Origin of the sequence: Acinetobacter sp. ATCC 27244 (assembly GCF_000156555.1) — a bacterium.
Classification (GTDB): domain Bacteria; phylum Pseudomonadota; class Gammaproteobacteria; order Pseudomonadales; family Moraxellaceae; genus Acinetobacter; species Acinetobacter haemolyticus.
Genome location: NZ_GG665950.1, coordinates 68,992 through 84,361 on the forward strand (window position 1 = coordinate 68,992; position 15,370 = coordinate 84,361).

The window sequence follows — 15,370 nt, forward strand, 5'->3', positions numbered from 1 at the left end:
ATTGTTGGAACTTCATCATGATTTAGTTATTTTCACGTCCAACCAATTTATAGATCACAGCACCAATCACAGCACCGATAATTGGGGCAACCCAGAATAACCAAAGTTGACCTAACGCCGCTGTTTCGGCAAAGAAAGCAACCCCTGTACTACGTGCAGGGTTTACAGATGTATTGGTCACTGGAATACTGATTAAGTGAATTAAGGTTAATGCCAAACCAATCGCGATAGGTGCAAAGCCAGCAGGTGCACGACGATCAGTTGCTCCCATAATGATGATTAAGAAGAATGCAGTTAATACCACCTCGATAATAAAGGCTGAGCCGAGTGAGAAATTATTTGGGGATAAATCACCAAAACCATTACTCGCGAAACCACCTGTACCTGCAAAGCCAGCTTGACCTTGGACAATGATGTAAAGCACCAAGGCTGCAACTGTTGCACCAATCACTTGTGAAATAATATATGGTGCAAGTTCTTTGGCTTCAAAACGACCACCCACCCACAAGCCAACGCTGACAGCAGGGTTAAAATGTCCTCCAGAAATATGCCCAAATGCATATGCACCTGTTAATACAGTAAGACCGAATGCAAGTGCTACGCCCGCAAAGCCAATACCAAGTTCTGGATAAGCTGCTGCTAAAACAGCACTACCACAACCACCAAAAACAAGCCAAAAGGTACCTAGAAATTCTGCTAAATATTTGTTCATTGTTATCACCAAACCATGTATAAAAAATAAAAAAACATCCAAAAAATTTATTATGGATTTTCTGATGACCTGTGAAAAAAATGTGAATTAATTCACACAGGTTCTACGCTCTTGTATAAATGCTGTAAAAACAATGAACAGTTGTGAAACCGTAAGTTTGAATTGAGTTTTATTACGAATTGTAAATTGTGTTGTTGTTCCGCCACTGTTGCGGTGTTTTCCCTGTCCAAAGCTTAAAAGCACGTTGAAAAGCACTTTGTTCCGAATAACAAAGTAATAAGGCGATTTCTTGCAGACTAAGGTGGGGGTCTTTTAAATATTCTGTTGCCAACATAAAGCGAACTTGCTGGACACGCTCTTGAAAAGTGGTGTCTTGCTGTTGCAAGTGTCGTTGTAGCTGTCGAACTGAAAGCCCTAGCTTTTCAGCAATAAAGTCAATTTGATATTGGTCCTTTTGCAGACCGGTCAAAATGGCATGCTGTAAACGTTGGTCGAGTTGTGTGGAGTTCGGAAGCTTTTCCAATAAGGCTTGGGCTTGTTGCAATAACAATTGCTGTAGTGTGTGATCACCTGTTTTTAGCGGTTTAAATGCTTCGGTCACGGGTAAAAGAAGCTGTGTTTTCGGTTGTTCAAAGCGGACTTTACAACGGAAATATTGCTCGTAAATATGTATGTTCTTGGGTGCAATATTGACGAAATGAACTTCGTGTAAATGAATTGTTTCGCCAGACATAAATAATTTGAGAAATTGCACCATTAAGGCAATCGCAATTTCATCTGTAAGTTGGGTGGGGTGAGGCTCTGGTGCTTCCCAACGGATAGATGCATAAGGATGATCAAACTCTACAATCAAGGGACTACCATCATAAATAAGACGATGAAAATCATGATAACGAGCCAACGCTTCGCCTAGGTTTTCACATGACAGTGCCAGATAAGCAATGATGCCTAAATGTTTGGGCTGAACATATTCAGCGATTTCCAGCCCTAAGGCGGTGGTGGGATGTATGCGATTGAGGTCTTCCAGCAAATCTCGCCAAATGACATAGTCGAAGCGTTCTTGATTTTGAACACGCTGTAATTGTTCTGGAATAGCGATATGTTTCGCTTCACAGTAGGCTTTTAATAAATGCCCTAAACCACCGAAAACAGAACCTGTATAGTTTTTGAGTTGAGACATCCTGTCCGTTCCCATCTTGTCGTGTTTTGTCAATATTAATATATCGTATCGTCAATACTTCGCCTATAAAAATTTATATCTTAAATAAGAAGAAGGAAATATCAGGAGAAAACCATGTTCAAGGGGTTCATCGCAGGTTTGGCAGTTGCCAATGCATTTGAGTGGTTTGCACATAAATATATTTTGCATGGTGTTCATCGACCAGGACAGCCACGTTATAGCCCTGTACCAAAAAGCATGGAATCACACTGGGCACATCATCGTGAAGTCCGTAAACAGGAATTTTCGGATGAATGCTATGTACAAGGATTTGAACATTGGCGCACACGTAACGAAGTGATGTCCTTGGCCGTTGTGGCTGGAGTGGCAAGTGTGGCGTTCTATCCATTTTCAAAAGGAATGTCACTCGCTGCACTTTATAGCGCTGGGAATTATTATTATGTACATCGTCGTGCGCATTTAGAGCCAGATTGGGCACGACGTACCATTCCTTGGCACTATGATCATCATATGAATTCAAATCAAGATGCCAATTGGTGTGTGACACGTCCTTGGTTTGACTACGTCATGGGAACGCGGGTGGTATCTTCTGCTGATTTAAAAGAAGCCAATCCACTTGGCTTGCCATTGCCAGCGCCTATTTCTAAAGTACTAACGCAAGCGATTGAATCCATTTTTCCTGCTAAATGGGTGGAGCAAAAGCCGAAATTAGTGACTACCGCTCAGGTAAAGGACACTGAAACAGTATCGGTGGCATCTTGATGAAAAATGCAAAGAGGGTATTTGGGATAAAATATGATGATGACCATGTGCTTATGTCGTGAATTGTCAATAATATAGGGTTTTACTGTCAATATTTACCACTTGATTATCGCTATGTTAGTACAAGCAGCGTGAATGTTTCAGATTAATCCAGTGTTATTGTTGTTGAAGTTACCCTCTGGCGTTGAATAAACGCAGTTTCTATACCTTGCATAGCAAGGTATTTTTTTGACTAAAATTTCTCGAATAAAAAACCTCCCAAGCGATCATGCTGGGAGGCTGCTGTTTATCACTTTAATGCTTATAAACGCATTTCAATGCCTTGATCAGCCAGATATTGTTTCGCTTCTGGAATAGTATGTTGACCAAAGTGAAAAATAGAGGCTGCCAATACTGCATCTGCGCCGCCTTTTAAAATCCCATCTGCTAAATGTTGTAAGTTTCCAACGCCACCAGAAGCAATGGTTGGAATGCTGACACGATCATTAATTTGGCGCATCAAGGCAATATCATAGCCTGCTTTAGTGCCATCAGCATCCATACTGGTAATTAACAACTCACCCGCACCGAAGTCTGCCATTTTGACCGCCCATTCAATGGCATCGATACCTGTTGGCTTGCGGCCGCCATGGGTAAAGATTTCCCACTTATTTTCGCCTGTTTGCTTTGCATCGATTGCGACCACGATGCATTGTGCACCAAAACGTTGTGATGCTTCTTGAACAAACTCTGGGGTAAACACCGCCGCTGAGTTAATACTGACTTTATCCGCACCTGCGTTGAGCAATAAGCGAATATCCTCAACTTTACGGACACCACCGCCTACAGTTAAAGGAACGAAGACGCTTTCTGCCATTCGCTCTACGGTACGATAAGTCGTATCACGTCCATGATGGGTGGCAGTAATATCTAAAAAGGTAATTTCGTCGGCACCTTGTTCGTTATAACGACGAGCAACTTCTACAGGATCACCTGCATCACGAATATCAAGGAATTGAACGCCTTTGACGACTCGACCATTATCAACATCTAAGCAAGGGATAATACGTTTTGCGAGCATAAAATTTTCCAAAAAATCGCCAATAAAGAAAGGAGACCGACTTAGGTGCTACACCTTCATGGTGGGAAAGGGTATTCTATCAAACTTCACAGCTATTTTTTGCAGGTTTTCCATGTCGGTTTATACCCCGTTGAGTTTAGATGAAGTTCAAGCCTTTGCTGAGCCTTATGGTTTGGCAGTGATTGATCTGATTCCAATCCAAGGCGGTATTCAAAACACCAATTATTTTTTGGTGGATCAAACACAAAAGCAATATGTGTTAACGGTGTTTGAAGAGTTAGATGCGGAAGGTGCGGGTGAGTTGGTCCCTGTATTGGACTGCTTGGGTGAGGCTGGTGTCGCTGTCGCGGTACCACTCAAGCACCATGGTCAAGCGATTCATAGTATTGCAAATAAACCCGCCCAAATTGCACCTCGTTTGATGGGCGTACATCCCGAAGATGCCACGATAGAACAGATTCAAGCGATCGCTCAAGCACAAGCAAAAATGCATTTGGCTTTAAAAAATTTTCCTTTAGTGCGTGATTTTAATCGCAATCATCAGTATTGGACTGACGTTGCTGAACAGTTGCAACCTCACATGAATCAAGCGGATCAGGACTTATTGGCGCAGGTTTTTCAACAATTTGCAGACATTACTCAGCAGCATCCAGATCGACCAATAGGTTTTATTCATTCAGATTTGTTTCGAGACAATACGCTGTTTGAAGGCAATCAATTACAGGGTATTTTAGATTTTTATGAGTTGAATCAGGATGAATGGCTATTTGATATTGCGATTAGTATCAATGACTTTTGTACTGCCTATCCGCAAGTTCATCTTGATCAAGCTAAAGCCGACGCATTCTTGCAAGCTTATCAAATGATTCGTGAGCTCACCCACGATGAGAAAGCGTGTTTAGATGTATTTTTGGCGATGGCTGCATGTCGTTTTTGGAGTATGCGTTTGCAAGTTGCGCAAAAAAATGCAGCACATGGACGTACAGGTGGCGATATTTTGCAAAAAGATCCAATGGAAATGCGCATGATGTTGCAAGACCGTTTACAACAGATCACAGCTTAGGGAGAAGTCATGCGAGATCAAGGACGTTTAGTGGAATGGTTTGATGACAAAGGCTATGGCTTTATTCAACCCAATGATGCATTTAAAGATCATGTTTTTTTACATATCAAAGATTTTGCTCGTCCTGGGCCTCGTCCTATCGTTGGTTGTGCGTTGGAATACCTTGTGATTTTGGATGAACGTGGGCGTTATCGTGCACAACAAGTCACTTATTTGAAAGCATCGCAAGTGATTGAGCATAAGGCAGCACCGACCAAATCTCAGCAGAAACAGACATGGACACCGATGAAAATTGGAATCTTGGTCTATATTTGCTTTATGGTAATTGCCAGTTTAGCCAAATGGTTGCCGCCATATAGCTTACTGTTTGTGAGCTTGATGAATGCACTAAGTTATTGGCTATATGCTCAAGATAAAGAAGCGGCGCAGTTGGGCAATCGTCGTGTACCTGAACAGACTTTACATATTGTCGATGCTTTGGGTGGATGGTGCGCTGGTTGGTACGCTCAGCAAAAACTGAGACATAAAACACAAAAACAACCGTTTCGTCAGATATATTTCTGTACCATAGCTTTTCATATATTGTTGATATGTTGGTTAATTTCTCCTCTTAATGTTTTTTACTAAATTAAGGGGAGTTGGTTCGTCCTGGAGAAATAAAAAATGAATTATTCTGTTGATCAAGATCCGAATCGCACCTTGACCTTAATTCTTTATGTTCTTTATATTATTGCGATTTTTACTGGTGGTTTGTTAGCAATCGTGGCTTTGATCATTAACTATGTCAAACGTCGTGATGTGCAAGGCTCAATTTTTGAGAGTCATTTTACATGGCAGATCCGCACTTTTTGGTGGTATCTTGCATGGAATATTATCGCCTTTATTCCGTTCCTTTTCCTGTTTTTTACAGGTGATAATCCGAACGTATTTGCAGGTGTTGCACTTTCTGCGGTTACATTCGCGTTTGCTGTGGTGTTCGTCGCATGGGTTTGGATTGTGTATCGTGCCATTCGTGGTTTGATCGCACTCAATGATAATAAACCAATGTATTCGTAATTTATTTTTAATTGAAGAATTGGTGAAGAGAGCTTTTTAGCTCTCTTTTTTATTTTCAAAGAATTTAAATTTCAATTCACTGATCAATACACCTAGAACTACGAGTAATCCACCAAACAAAGCCAACAGTGGTAAACGTTCGCCAGCAATGCGTCCAAATAACCCTGCCCAAACGGGTTCACCCGCATAAATGATCGCAGCACGTGTTGGATCAACCATTTTTTGCGCCCAGTTCATAACAAATTGAATCAATGCGCTTGCAAGTCCTAAGCCAACGGCAATAAAGACCAGTGGCCATGAAAATGCAGGAAGTTGATGTTCACCCACAAGCGGCATGCAAGCAAATGACAAAACCGAGGCAACGATGAGTTGGACAACAGTGACACGTCTTAAATTGACCTTGCCAGCAAAAAAGCCAATCAAGATAATTTCTAAGGCAATCACAAATGCACAGATCAAGGTCAGGACTTGCCCATAACTCAAGGTGATACTCGAAAAACCATTACCGGTTAGCAACACCAAACCGATAAATGCCAAGGCGGTGCCGATCCATGTCATCAAAGCAGGACGCTTCTGAAAAATAATCCACATTAAAATTGGGACTAAAGGAACATACAATGCCGTCAAAAAGGCGGATTCACTACTGAGTATACTTTGCAAACCAATGGTTTGTGTTCCATAGCCAATTGCGATCATGACTCCAATTGCTGTACCTGCAAAGGTTTCTTTTAAGGTTAAGCCTGTCATTGATTTTAATGAAATCAGGAGGATTGCGAATGCCGCCACTGCAAAGCGACAGCCAACAAAAAACATTGGCGTACTAAAATTCAGTGCATATTGCACCGCTAGAAATGTCCCGCCCCAAATGACGGTAATCAAAATCAGCGCCATTTGGGGAAGATAAGAATTAAATTTTTGCATGCGTACCATATTTATCAATCATGATTGAACTGGCTTCATTCAACCCTCGTACTGTGACATTGACCCCGTTTCTTTGGAACTTATTGACCACAGAATCCAACATTGCCACAGAGGTGACATCCCAAATATGAGAATGGGTTAAATCAATAATGACGTCATTGATATTTTCTTTAAAGTCAAAACCCTGCATGAACTTTTCTGCGGAGCTGAAAAAGATCTGTCCTTTGAGATCATAAACACGAGTTGAGCCTTCGAGGTGGCGTTCTACACGAATATCATTTTCCAATTTATTGGCAAGGAACAAGGCAGAAAGCAGCACACCAGTAAGTACCCCAAGTGCAAGATTATGGGTTGCCACAACAACGATCACGGTTGCGATCATCACAATGTTACTGCTTTGCGGATTTTCTTTAAAACTGGTGAGCGACTTCCATTCAAAGGTACTGATTGAGACCATAATCATGACAGCAACCAAGGCCGCCATTGGAATAACTTTCAGCCAATCACTAATAAATACCACCAAAATCAGAAGGAAAACACCAGCTGAAAATGTAGATAATCGTGTTAAGCCACCTGATTTGACGTTAATCATGGATTGACCAATCATGGCACATCCCGCCATACCACCCATAAAACCCGAAGCAATATTGGCAATACCTTGACCTTTACATTCTTGGAATTTATCACTCGGCGTATCTGTCATTTCGTCCACAATTGTGGCAGTCATCATCGACTCAAGTAAACCCACGGCTGCAAGTGCAATTGAATAAGGCAAGATGATCGTCAATGTTTCAAGGTTTAAAGGGATATCAGGTAACAAAAACACTGGAAGGGTATCTGGTAATTGCCCCATATCCCCAACGGTGCGAACATCAATACCGAAGCTAATCGCGATCAGGGTAATGATGATGATACACATCAAAGGAGAAGGAATTAATTTGCCGATTTTCGGCAGTAAAGGAAATAAATAGATGATTGCTAAACCAAATGCAACTAAGGCGTATACATACCAAGTCACATTAATCAGTTCAGGAAGCTGTGCCATAAAAATGAGAATAGCAAGCGCATTCACAAAGCCAATCACCACAGATTTGGAGACAAATCGCATTAACTTTGCCAGTTTTAAATAACCCGCAATGATTTGAATCACTCCAGTCAGGATGGTGGCAGCAAGTAAATATTCTAAACCATGCTCTTTGACTAAAGTGACCATGAGTAAGGCCATTGCACCTGTGGCAGCGGAGATCATACCCGGTCGTCCACCGACAAATGAGATGACGACTGCGATACAAAAAGAAGCGTATAAACCAATTTTGGGATCGACACCCGCGATGATGGAAAATGCAATCGCTTCAGGGATCAAGGCCAAGCCGACCACAAGACCCGCCAGCACATCGCCACGGATATTAGAGAACCATTGTTCTCGTACATTGGAAAACATAGAAATAGCCTATTTCATTAAAAATATAAAAGGCTAGTGATGTGATATATAACAAACACACGACTACACCACATCACTAGACAGTGATGAGTTATTTACAAAAGGGGGCTGTAAAAACTAGGGTGGCGTAAGTGTCATTATAAAATTAGAGAGTAAGATAAAAATCGGTACAAGGATAACATTTAAGCTTAAAAAGCTCTAGCCATTATTTAAATCACTAGAGCTCTTGATCAATTATAAACGATCTTCATCCAACAATAACTGAGCATCACGAAGGCTTAATGTACCTTCATAAATTGCACGGCCTGTGATCGCACCTAAAATGCCTTTTTGGCCTTTTAAATTACGCACATCATCGAGGTTGGTTACACCGCCTGAAGCGATCACCGGTAAGCCAGAATATTGCGCTAGGTTCACGGTTTGCTCTACGTTGACCCCTTGCATCATGCCATCACGTGCAATATCAGTGTAAACGATGCTAGATACACCGGCATCTGCAAAACGTTTTGCTAAATCAGTGGCTTTTACATCGGTGACATTTGCCCAACCATCAGTTGCGACCATGCCATTGATTGCATCAATACCCACAATGATATGACCTGCAAAGCGTTTACATGCTTCTTCAACAAACTCAGGCTCTTTCACTGCTTTTGTCCCAATAATGACAAAAGTTACGCCCGCATCAAGATAGTGTTCAATGGTTTCAAGTGAACGAATACCACCACCGATTTGAATCGGGAGTTCAGGTTGTGCACGCGCAATCGCTTCGACAACTGGTTTATGAATCGGTGTACCTGCGAAAGCACCATTTAAATCAACTAAGTGTAATCGACGTGCACCTTCATTGACCCAGTGCTGTGCTGTTGCGACAGGATCATCAGAGAAAACGGTATCGTCTTCCATACGACCTTGTTTTAAACGAACACATTTGCCATCTTTCAGGTCAATTGCAGGGATGATTAGCATGCTTTCGCTCCTTGCGTCATCATGGAGTTTAAATTGGCTACATATTAGCAAAGTATTGTTCAATCGCTAAGCTTTGGATGTTAGACGACTGCATCTTTCTTTAGAATTTGTGTTCATAAAAAAGCCAAGCATCATAGCTTGGCTGGGTGAAGTGGTGATAAAGAATGTTATTCAGCGTCGTACTGTTGATATTGCATTTGAATTTGTTGGCTTCGCTCAACATAACTTTGATAAGCTGGGATTGCAGTAGCCGCTAAAAATACAATACTAAGTGGTAAAAGGATAATATATATCCATGCTAATACTTTTTCCCACCCTTTCGTGATACGAGGAGCGCCATATGTATTAGAATCTGGGTTGCCCTTCGCACAAATTAAATAAATGAAAAATAAGAAGTTTATTAATGGGATAAGCATTAAAAGTGATAGCCAGCCTGTTTGATTGCGGTCATGTAAACGGCGAATTGAAAAAACGAAGCTTAAGTAGATCATGGCTATGTAAACAATAACAAAGAGTCCACCTAATATATATATAGCTGAACTTGTTGATGAAGTATCAAAAGCAGGGATAAATATTGCAGCGATAATACCTAAAATGAATACGAAGACTGTGAGTAACATATTCCAGCCTAAATAAGATAGTCGGCCAAAACGTCCACTTGCACTAAAACCCGAATCATTTGTTTGAAGTTGAGATGACATTTTATTTTCCTGTAGTCGCTGATTTTTTAAAATTAAATTTTTAAAAGATAACTTATTTGGTTTTTATTCAAAGCGTTTGCATAATAAGCAAAAAATAATTGAAAATAAATACAAAAGCCTATAAAAAAATCAAGCCGACATAAAGTGGCTTGATTTTGAATATTTAAAAAATATTTTGAAAAGAATTAAATCTTCCATTCCACAAAGTTTTTCAACAACTGCAAACCAGCGGTATGACTCTTTTCAGGGTGGAATTGAGTGGCAAATAAATTGTCTTTGTGAATCGCAGTACAGAAGTTCACCCCATAATCACAAGTTGCCGCAATCACTGACGAGTCATTTGGTTCAACATAATAACTATGGACAAAATAAAAACGCGCATCTTGTTCGATGTTGTTCCACATCGGATGGCTTGGGTCAAGTTGATGTACTTGATTCCAACCCATGTGAGGGACTTTTAAGTTTGGCATTTCTGGAAAATGCTTCACCACACCATCAAAAATTCCAAGTGCATCCACACCACCATTTTCTTCTGATGTTTGCAATAAGGCTTGCATGCCTACACAAATTGCGAGAATAGGCTTGTTAAAAGCAGCCTGACGGACCACTTCATCAATTCCAGCTTCGTGCATGCCTTGCATACAGTCACGCATTGCGCCTACACCTGGAAATACGATTTTATCTGCTTTCGCAACTAACTTAGGATCATTAGTGACATCAACAGTTGCACCGACATGTTCGAGTGCTTTCGCAGCAGAATGTAAATTGCCCATGCCATAGTCAAGTAAAGCAATACGAGTCATTACAAACTACCTTTGGTTGACGCAATGGTATTTTCTGCACGAGGGTCTACTTCACATGCCATACGCAACGCACGTGCCAATGCTTTAAACACGCTTTCAATTTGGTGGTGGCTGTTTTTACCTTTCAGGTTATCAATATGCAAGGTCATCAGTGCGTGATTGACAAAACCTTGGAAAAATTCTGAAAATAAATCGACATCAAATGTTCCGATACGTGCGCGAGTAAATGGAATATCCATAAACAAACCAGGGCGACCAGAAAGATCCACCACAACACGAGATAAGGCTTCATCTAAAGGTGCATAAAAATGACCGTAGCGTTTTAAACCTTTTTTATCGCCTAACGCTTGAGCAAAGGCTTGTCCCAAGGTGATTCCACAATCTTCAACAGTATGGTGATCATCGATTTCTAAGTCGCCATCGCAATGAATATCGATATCAAATAGACCATGGCGCTTGATTTGATCAATCATATGGTCTAAAAATGGAACTCCAGTGTTGAGTGTGCCTTGACCAGTACCATCGAGATTGAGACGAACTCGAATTTTTGTTTCGTTGGTATTTCTTACCACTTCACTGATACGTTGCGTCATGGACACGTTCCTCAAAAAACGTCAAAAATGATTGAATTAAAAACCAATAGTTTCGCTGTGACGAAAAAGTGACAGCATCATAGTTTGCTCAGGAGGGTTAATCAATGCCTATTAGCGTACATGCTTACAGTTCACTAGAAAATCTAGGAATTCGCACCCAGCTAGAGCGACTTTATGACACCAGCCCAGAGTTTGGTGATGGGCAAGATGCAATGGAGCAACTTGAACAAAATCTACAGCAATATACCACAGTTTATACCGCTGAATTTAACAGCAAAATTATAGGTGCAATTTGGGTGACAGGACAAGGTGAAAGCCGTGTTTTGGAATATGTGGTGGTGCATCCTGCAAATCGTGGTCGTGGTGTGGCAGAACGCCTTGTAGAAGAGGTGTGTCGTATAGAGGAAGAACAAGGGGTGAAATTATTTGAACCAGGGTGTGGTGCAATCCATCGTTGCTTATCGCATATTGGTAAAATTTAAATCGCTTGGATAATGGGTTGCAGTAAAATTAAGCGCTCAATCGAAAAATCCATAAATATACTTGACGGATTTTGACAAACATTGTTTAATACGCCCACTTTGGCGCGATAGCTCAGTCGGTAGAGCAACGGATTGAAAATCCGTGTGTCCCCAGTTCGATCCTGGGTCACGCCACCATAGATTCAAATTTCAATCCCTGATCCCATCAGGGATTTTTTTTGCCTAGTGCTTGTCTGAAAAATAAGCATTTAAATCAAAAGCTCATGATATTGATTGACTATTTTGGCTAGATACGGCTTAATACACGCCATTGGCGCGATAGCTCAGTCGGTAGAGCAACGGATTGAAAATCCGTGTGTCCCCAGTTCGATCCTGGGTCACGCCACCATATTCAAAAAACCCCAAACGAAAGTTTGGGGTTTTTTTATTGCTTTGACTGAATTAGAAAAATGATTTTTAACCATTTGATTAATTTATTTTGTTGATTAATCATGTATCTTTGAGCTAATCTTCGGCTTGTATTTCGCTGAGTATGCTTATGTGAAACGATGTGAATTCAAAAAATAATAAGCGTGCGGAATTAAAAACTTGAGTGCAACAACTCAAACAAACAAAACTTTTAATTAGATAAAATGATAAAGGCCTTAATATGTTATCCAAAATCAAATTAGCGACTGCTGCATTATTGTTAGGTGCTTTAACGGCATGTGGAGGAGGAGATGGTGATGATTTTAACTCTTCTTTCTCTAAAACCATTACTAAAAATGGGGTGACCTATGTTTGTAAATCGCAGTCTGCCGCCAATGCGTGTGAAAATAATAACGATTGTACCGCCTGTGAGACCTCAACACCGGGTGCTGTGATTACTGCACAGTGTGTCACAGGGGCTGGCACAGTCAAAGCGACTGAAAATGGATGTATCGCAACCATTGGTAACGCGCAACAAACCAATGTCTGTTCTGGAACTGCATTGAAAATGCTAACAGGCATAGGTCATACCAAACAGAAAGTAATTGCTGAAGGCGCAACATTTAGTAAGGGTAGCGCCGTATTAAATGGCATTAAAGTGAGCTGTAGCTAACTTACTCATTAAATATATTGATGAAAATTAAAGGTGACGCGCTCACCTTTAATTTTGGGGTCCATCATGGAAAAGTATTTATATATTTTGTTCTTAGTCGTTGGCTTTGGTCTAGGGTATTTAGTGGCTGATTTTAAGCAAATCATCCCTTCATCTGCGCCACTCGATAAACATGCAAAGAGTACATCGATGGTCGTTAACGATTTACAAGCAATCGTCGCTTCAGTGCCATCACCGATAACCAACAGCGCAGCATCATCAATTAAGACCTTGTCAGAGCAGCAACGCGAACAAGTGTCTAAGATTATTGAACATGCATCTGAACAGCAAATCGATGAATATTTAAATAAAGCTTTTCCCAAACAGGATTTCACTGCGATCCAAAATAAAAAATTGTTTGCTCAACGGGCTTTAGAAGAATTGAGTTCGCATAATGATCAACAGACTTTATCTGGTCGTTTAGTGTTAGGACGTACCCCTGTGATGCCGCAAATCTCTGAGGATTTGAGTCAGATCCATTCAAATCAGAGTATTTTTGCGCATTTTGATACTTTGGGTAAGTTCCCCGCGGATGAGCAAATATTTATTCGTTGGTTAAACCGTGACACTGGCGAAGTGTTGATGTTTACGCCACGAAAGATTACCCAAGATGTTTCCCAAAACTGGGTAAGTGCTGCGCCTCCAACCGGATGGCAAATAGGTACTTATGATGTCAAAGTTTATCAAATGCATGATCAACTTAAGCCGATTGCTCAGGCAAGTTATCGGATTGTTGAGATTTTATAAGCGTGTATCTGTTTATAGATGCAGTAAACTCTAAGTTTGTTGGTTTTGTTGATGATTTCGAGGGTGAATGCTATCGAATAACGCTAAATACAAAAGAAGTCGCTATGTAGCGACTTCTTTATTGTAGAGGTTGTTTTTAAGCTGTTTTAGCGACTTGAGAAGCGTTGAGCATATGACCTGTTTCTTCAAAGTTGGCATGCCATGACAGCGCTTCACGCAAAATATGAGGCGTATGCCCGCCACGCTCACAAGCACGATCAAAATAGTCATTCAATGCTGCTTGATACAGTGGATGTACGCAATGATCGATAATCACGCGAGCACGTTCACGTGGTGCTAAGCCTCGCAAATCTGCTAATCCTTGCTCGGTCACTAAAATATCTACATCATGTTCACAATGATCGACGTGGCTTGCCATTGGAACAATTGACGAAATATCACCGCCTTTAGCAATGGACTTGGTCACAAAAATAGCCAAGTGTGCATTACGTGCAAAATCGCCTGAACCGCCAATTCCATTCATCATTTTTGTACCGCAAACATGCGTTGAGTTTACGTTTCCATAAATGTCAAACTCAAGCGCAGTATTGATCCCAATAATGCCTAAACGTCGTACGATTTCTGGATGGTTTGAAATTTCTTGGGGGCGCAATACCAACTTGTCTTTGTATTGTTCCAAATGACCAAAAACACGCTCACCGCATTTTGCTGATAGCGTAATCGAGCTGCCTGAGGCAAACTTGATTTTCCCTGCATCAATGAGTTCAAAAGTACAGTCTTGAAGCACTTCTGAGTACATGACTAAATCTTCAAACGGAGAATCTTTTAGACCAGTGAGCACAGCGTTGGCGATTGAACCGATGCCAGCTTGTAATGGCCCTAAATTTTTAGTCAAACGCCCCGCTTCAACTTCTTTTTCAAAGAATGAAATTAGGTGATTGGCAATCGCCTGTGTTTCTACATCTGGTGCGGTCACTGTGGATGGAGAGTCCGCCGTATCATTGAAAACGATCCCTACAATTTTAGCGGGATCAATCGGAATCGCTGTAGAGCCAATACGATCATCCACTTGAGTTAATGGTACTGGCGTACGTGTTGGACGATAGGTTGGGATATAAATATCGTGTAAGCCTTCAAAGTTCTCACTTAATGAGGTATTGATTTCGACAATTACTTTTTCTGCAAAAATCGCAAAACTTGCTGAATTACCTACAGACGTGGTCGGGACAATATGCCCCTGTTCAGTAATCGCAACTGCTTCGATGATGGCAATATCTGGACGTTTAAGCTGTTGATTACGCATTTGTTCAACAGTTTCAGACAAATGCTGGTCGACAAACATGACTTCACCATGATTGATGGCACGACGTAATGTACTATCCACTTGGAATGGCATACGACGCGCCAATACACCTGCTTCAGTCAACTGCTTGTCTAAATCGTTGCCTAAACTTGCACCGGTAATTAATGTGATTTTTAACGGATTTTTTTTGGCACGATTGACCAGTGCTTGTGGAACGGCTTTTGCCTCACCTGCACGCGTGAAACCGCTCATGCCAACTGTCATATCATTTTCAATAAAGTTGGAAGCCTCATCAGCACTCATAACTTTGTTATGTAGGCTGTGAAGGCGAATGCGACTTAGTGACATCATCCATTCTCAATGTTGCTTTATATCAGCAATGGATTTTAGACCTAAAATGTGAAAAGTGTATTGAATTTAGGCTAAGGTCTAAGGTGAATAACAATATATTTGATCAGAA

General features: G+C 41.0%; 17 protein-coding genes and 2 tRNA genes. 9 read left to right on the forward strand and 10 right to left on the reverse strand.

All coding sequences use genetic code 11. The features are described from left to right. Window positions 1–22: 22 nt before the first annotated feature. The gene (gene aqpZ, locus HMPREF0023_RS02455; protein ID WP_004641445.1) at window positions 23–712 is read right to left on the reverse strand and encodes an aquaporin Z; all 690 of its coding nucleotides are present in this window, start codon (window positions 710–712) and stop codon (window positions 23–25) included. Window positions 713–884: 172 nt separating this feature from the next. Further along, window positions 885–1,892, reverse strand: coding sequence for an AraC family transcriptional regulator (locus HMPREF0023_RS02460; RefSeq protein WP_017396593.1), 1,008 nt, complete (start codon window positions 1,890–1,892; stop codon window positions 885–887). 114 nt (window positions 1,893–2,006) lie between these two features. Between HMPREF0023_RS02460 and HMPREF0023_RS02465 the strand changes: the two genes are divergently transcribed. After that, window positions 2,007–2,654, forward strand: a complete 648-nt coding sequence (locus HMPREF0023_RS02465) for a sterol desaturase family protein (protein ID WP_005087092.1) — start codon at window positions 2,007–2,009, stop codon at window positions 2,652–2,654. A gap of 301 nt (window positions 2,655–2,955) precedes the next feature. Here HMPREF0023_RS02465 and hisF read toward each other — a convergent pair whose 3' ends face one another. Further along, window positions 2,956–3,714: an imidazole glycerol phosphate synthase subunit HisF gene (hisF, locus tag HMPREF0023_RS02470; RefSeq protein ID WP_004641438.1), complete on the reverse strand. Its 759-nt coding sequence runs from the start codon at window positions 3,712–3,714 to the stop codon at window positions 2,956–2,958. A gap of 112 nt (window positions 3,715–3,826) precedes the next feature. Here hisF and HMPREF0023_RS02475 point away from each other — a divergent pair, with 112 nt between their 5' ends. The 3 genes from HMPREF0023_RS02475 to HMPREF0023_RS02485 are packed head-to-tail and all read left to right on the forward strand — an operon-like array spanning window position 3,827 to window position 5,833. Continuing rightward, window positions 3,827–4,777 carry a homoserine kinase gene (locus HMPREF0023_RS02475; protein WP_017396592.1) on the forward strand — a complete coding sequence of 317 codons (951 nt, stop codon included), beginning with the start codon at window positions 3,827–3,829 and terminating at the stop codon, window positions 4,775–4,777. A gap of 9 nt (window positions 4,778–4,786) precedes the next feature. After that, on the forward strand, window positions 4,787–5,404 hold the full coding sequence (locus HMPREF0023_RS02480) for a DUF1294 domain-containing protein (RefSeq protein WP_008941114.1): 618 nt from the start codon (window positions 4,787–4,789) through the stop codon (window positions 5,402–5,404). A gap of 36 nt (window positions 5,405–5,440) precedes the next feature. After that, entirely contained in the window at window positions 5,441–5,833 is a 393-nt protein-coding gene (locus HMPREF0023_RS02485) for a DUF4870 family protein (protein WP_004641431.1), read from the forward strand. A 36-nt stretch (window positions 5,834–5,869) separates the two neighbouring features. On the opposite strand, the gene HMPREF0023_RS02490 is transcribed toward HMPREF0023_RS02485, so the two are convergent. The 6 genes from HMPREF0023_RS02490 to hisB all read right to left on the reverse strand — a co-directional run bounded on the left by HMPREF0023_RS02490 (window position 5,870) and on the right by hisB (window position 11,258). Continuing rightward, the gene (locus tag HMPREF0023_RS02490) at window positions 5,870–6,754 is read right to left on the reverse strand and encodes a DMT family transporter (protein WP_008941115.1); all 885 of its coding nucleotides are present in this window, start codon (window positions 6,752–6,754) and stop codon (window positions 5,870–5,872) included. Beyond that, entirely contained in the window at window positions 6,741–8,195 is a 1,455-nt protein-coding gene (locus HMPREF0023_RS02495) for a SulP family inorganic anion transporter (protein WP_008941116.1), read from the reverse strand. The genes HMPREF0023_RS02490 and HMPREF0023_RS02495 overlap by 14 nt, the downstream gene beginning before the upstream one ends. A gap of 234 nt (window positions 8,196–8,429) precedes the next feature. Continuing rightward, on the reverse strand, window positions 8,430–9,161 hold the full coding sequence (hisA, locus tag HMPREF0023_RS02500) for a 1-(5-phosphoribosyl)-5-[(5-phosphoribosylamino)methylideneamino]imidazole-4-carboxamide isomerase (RefSeq protein ID WP_008941117.1): 732 nt from the start codon (window positions 9,159–9,161) through the stop codon (window positions 8,430–8,432). 167 nt (window positions 9,162–9,328) lie between these two features. After that, on the reverse strand, window positions 9,329–9,862 hold the full coding sequence (locus HMPREF0023_RS02505; protein WP_008941118.1) for a DUF805 domain-containing protein: 534 nt from the start codon (window positions 9,860–9,862) through the stop codon (window positions 9,329–9,331). A gap of 185 nt (window positions 9,863–10,047) precedes the next feature. After that, on the reverse strand, window positions 10,048–10,665 hold the full coding sequence (gene hisH, locus HMPREF0023_RS02510) for an imidazole glycerol phosphate synthase subunit HisH (RefSeq protein WP_008941119.1): 618 nt from the start codon (window positions 10,663–10,665) through the stop codon (window positions 10,048–10,050). Next, window positions 10,665–11,258 (reverse strand): imidazoleglycerol-phosphate dehydratase HisB, encoded by a 594-nt coding sequence (gene hisB / locus HMPREF0023_RS02515; RefSeq protein WP_002116767.1) that lies wholly within the window; start codon window positions 11,256–11,258, stop codon window positions 10,665–10,667. Before hisB ends, hisH begins: the two co-directional genes overlap by 1 nt. Before the next feature lie 104 nt (window positions 11,259–11,362). Between hisB and HMPREF0023_RS02520 the strand changes: the two genes are divergently transcribed. The 5 genes from HMPREF0023_RS02520 (at window position 11,363) to HMPREF0023_RS02540 (ending at window position 13,607) form a co-directional block, all read left to right on the forward strand. Further along, entirely contained in the window at window positions 11,363–11,740 is a 378-nt protein-coding gene (locus HMPREF0023_RS02520; protein ID WP_004641423.1) for a GNAT family N-acetyltransferase, read from the forward strand. 101 nt (window positions 11,741–11,841) lie between these two features. Next, window positions 11,842–11,917, forward strand: a tRNA-Phe gene (locus HMPREF0023_RS02525). A gap of 135 nt (window positions 11,918–12,052) precedes the next feature. After that, window positions 12,053–12,128, forward strand: a tRNA-Phe gene (locus HMPREF0023_RS02530). 261 nt (window positions 12,129–12,389) lie between these two features. Beyond that, window positions 12,390–12,821: a hypothetical protein gene (locus tag HMPREF0023_RS02535; RefSeq protein ID WP_004641419.1), complete on the forward strand. Its 432-nt coding sequence runs from the start codon at window positions 12,390–12,392 to the stop codon at window positions 12,819–12,821. 66 nt (window positions 12,822–12,887) lie between these two features. After that, window positions 12,888–13,607 carry a hypothetical protein gene (locus HMPREF0023_RS02540; RefSeq protein WP_004641416.1) on the forward strand — a complete coding sequence of 240 codons (720 nt, stop codon included), beginning with the start codon at window positions 12,888–12,890 and terminating at the stop codon, window positions 13,605–13,607. 136 nt (window positions 13,608–13,743) lie between these two features. On the opposite strand, the gene HMPREF0023_RS02545 is transcribed toward HMPREF0023_RS02540, so the two are convergent. After that, complete coding sequence (locus tag HMPREF0023_RS02545; RefSeq protein ID WP_017396591.1) at window positions 13,744–15,258, reverse strand: acetyl-CoA hydrolase/transferase family protein; 1,515 nt, start codon at window positions 15,256–15,258, stop codon at window positions 13,744–13,746. Window positions 15,259–15,370: the final 112 nt, after the last annotated feature.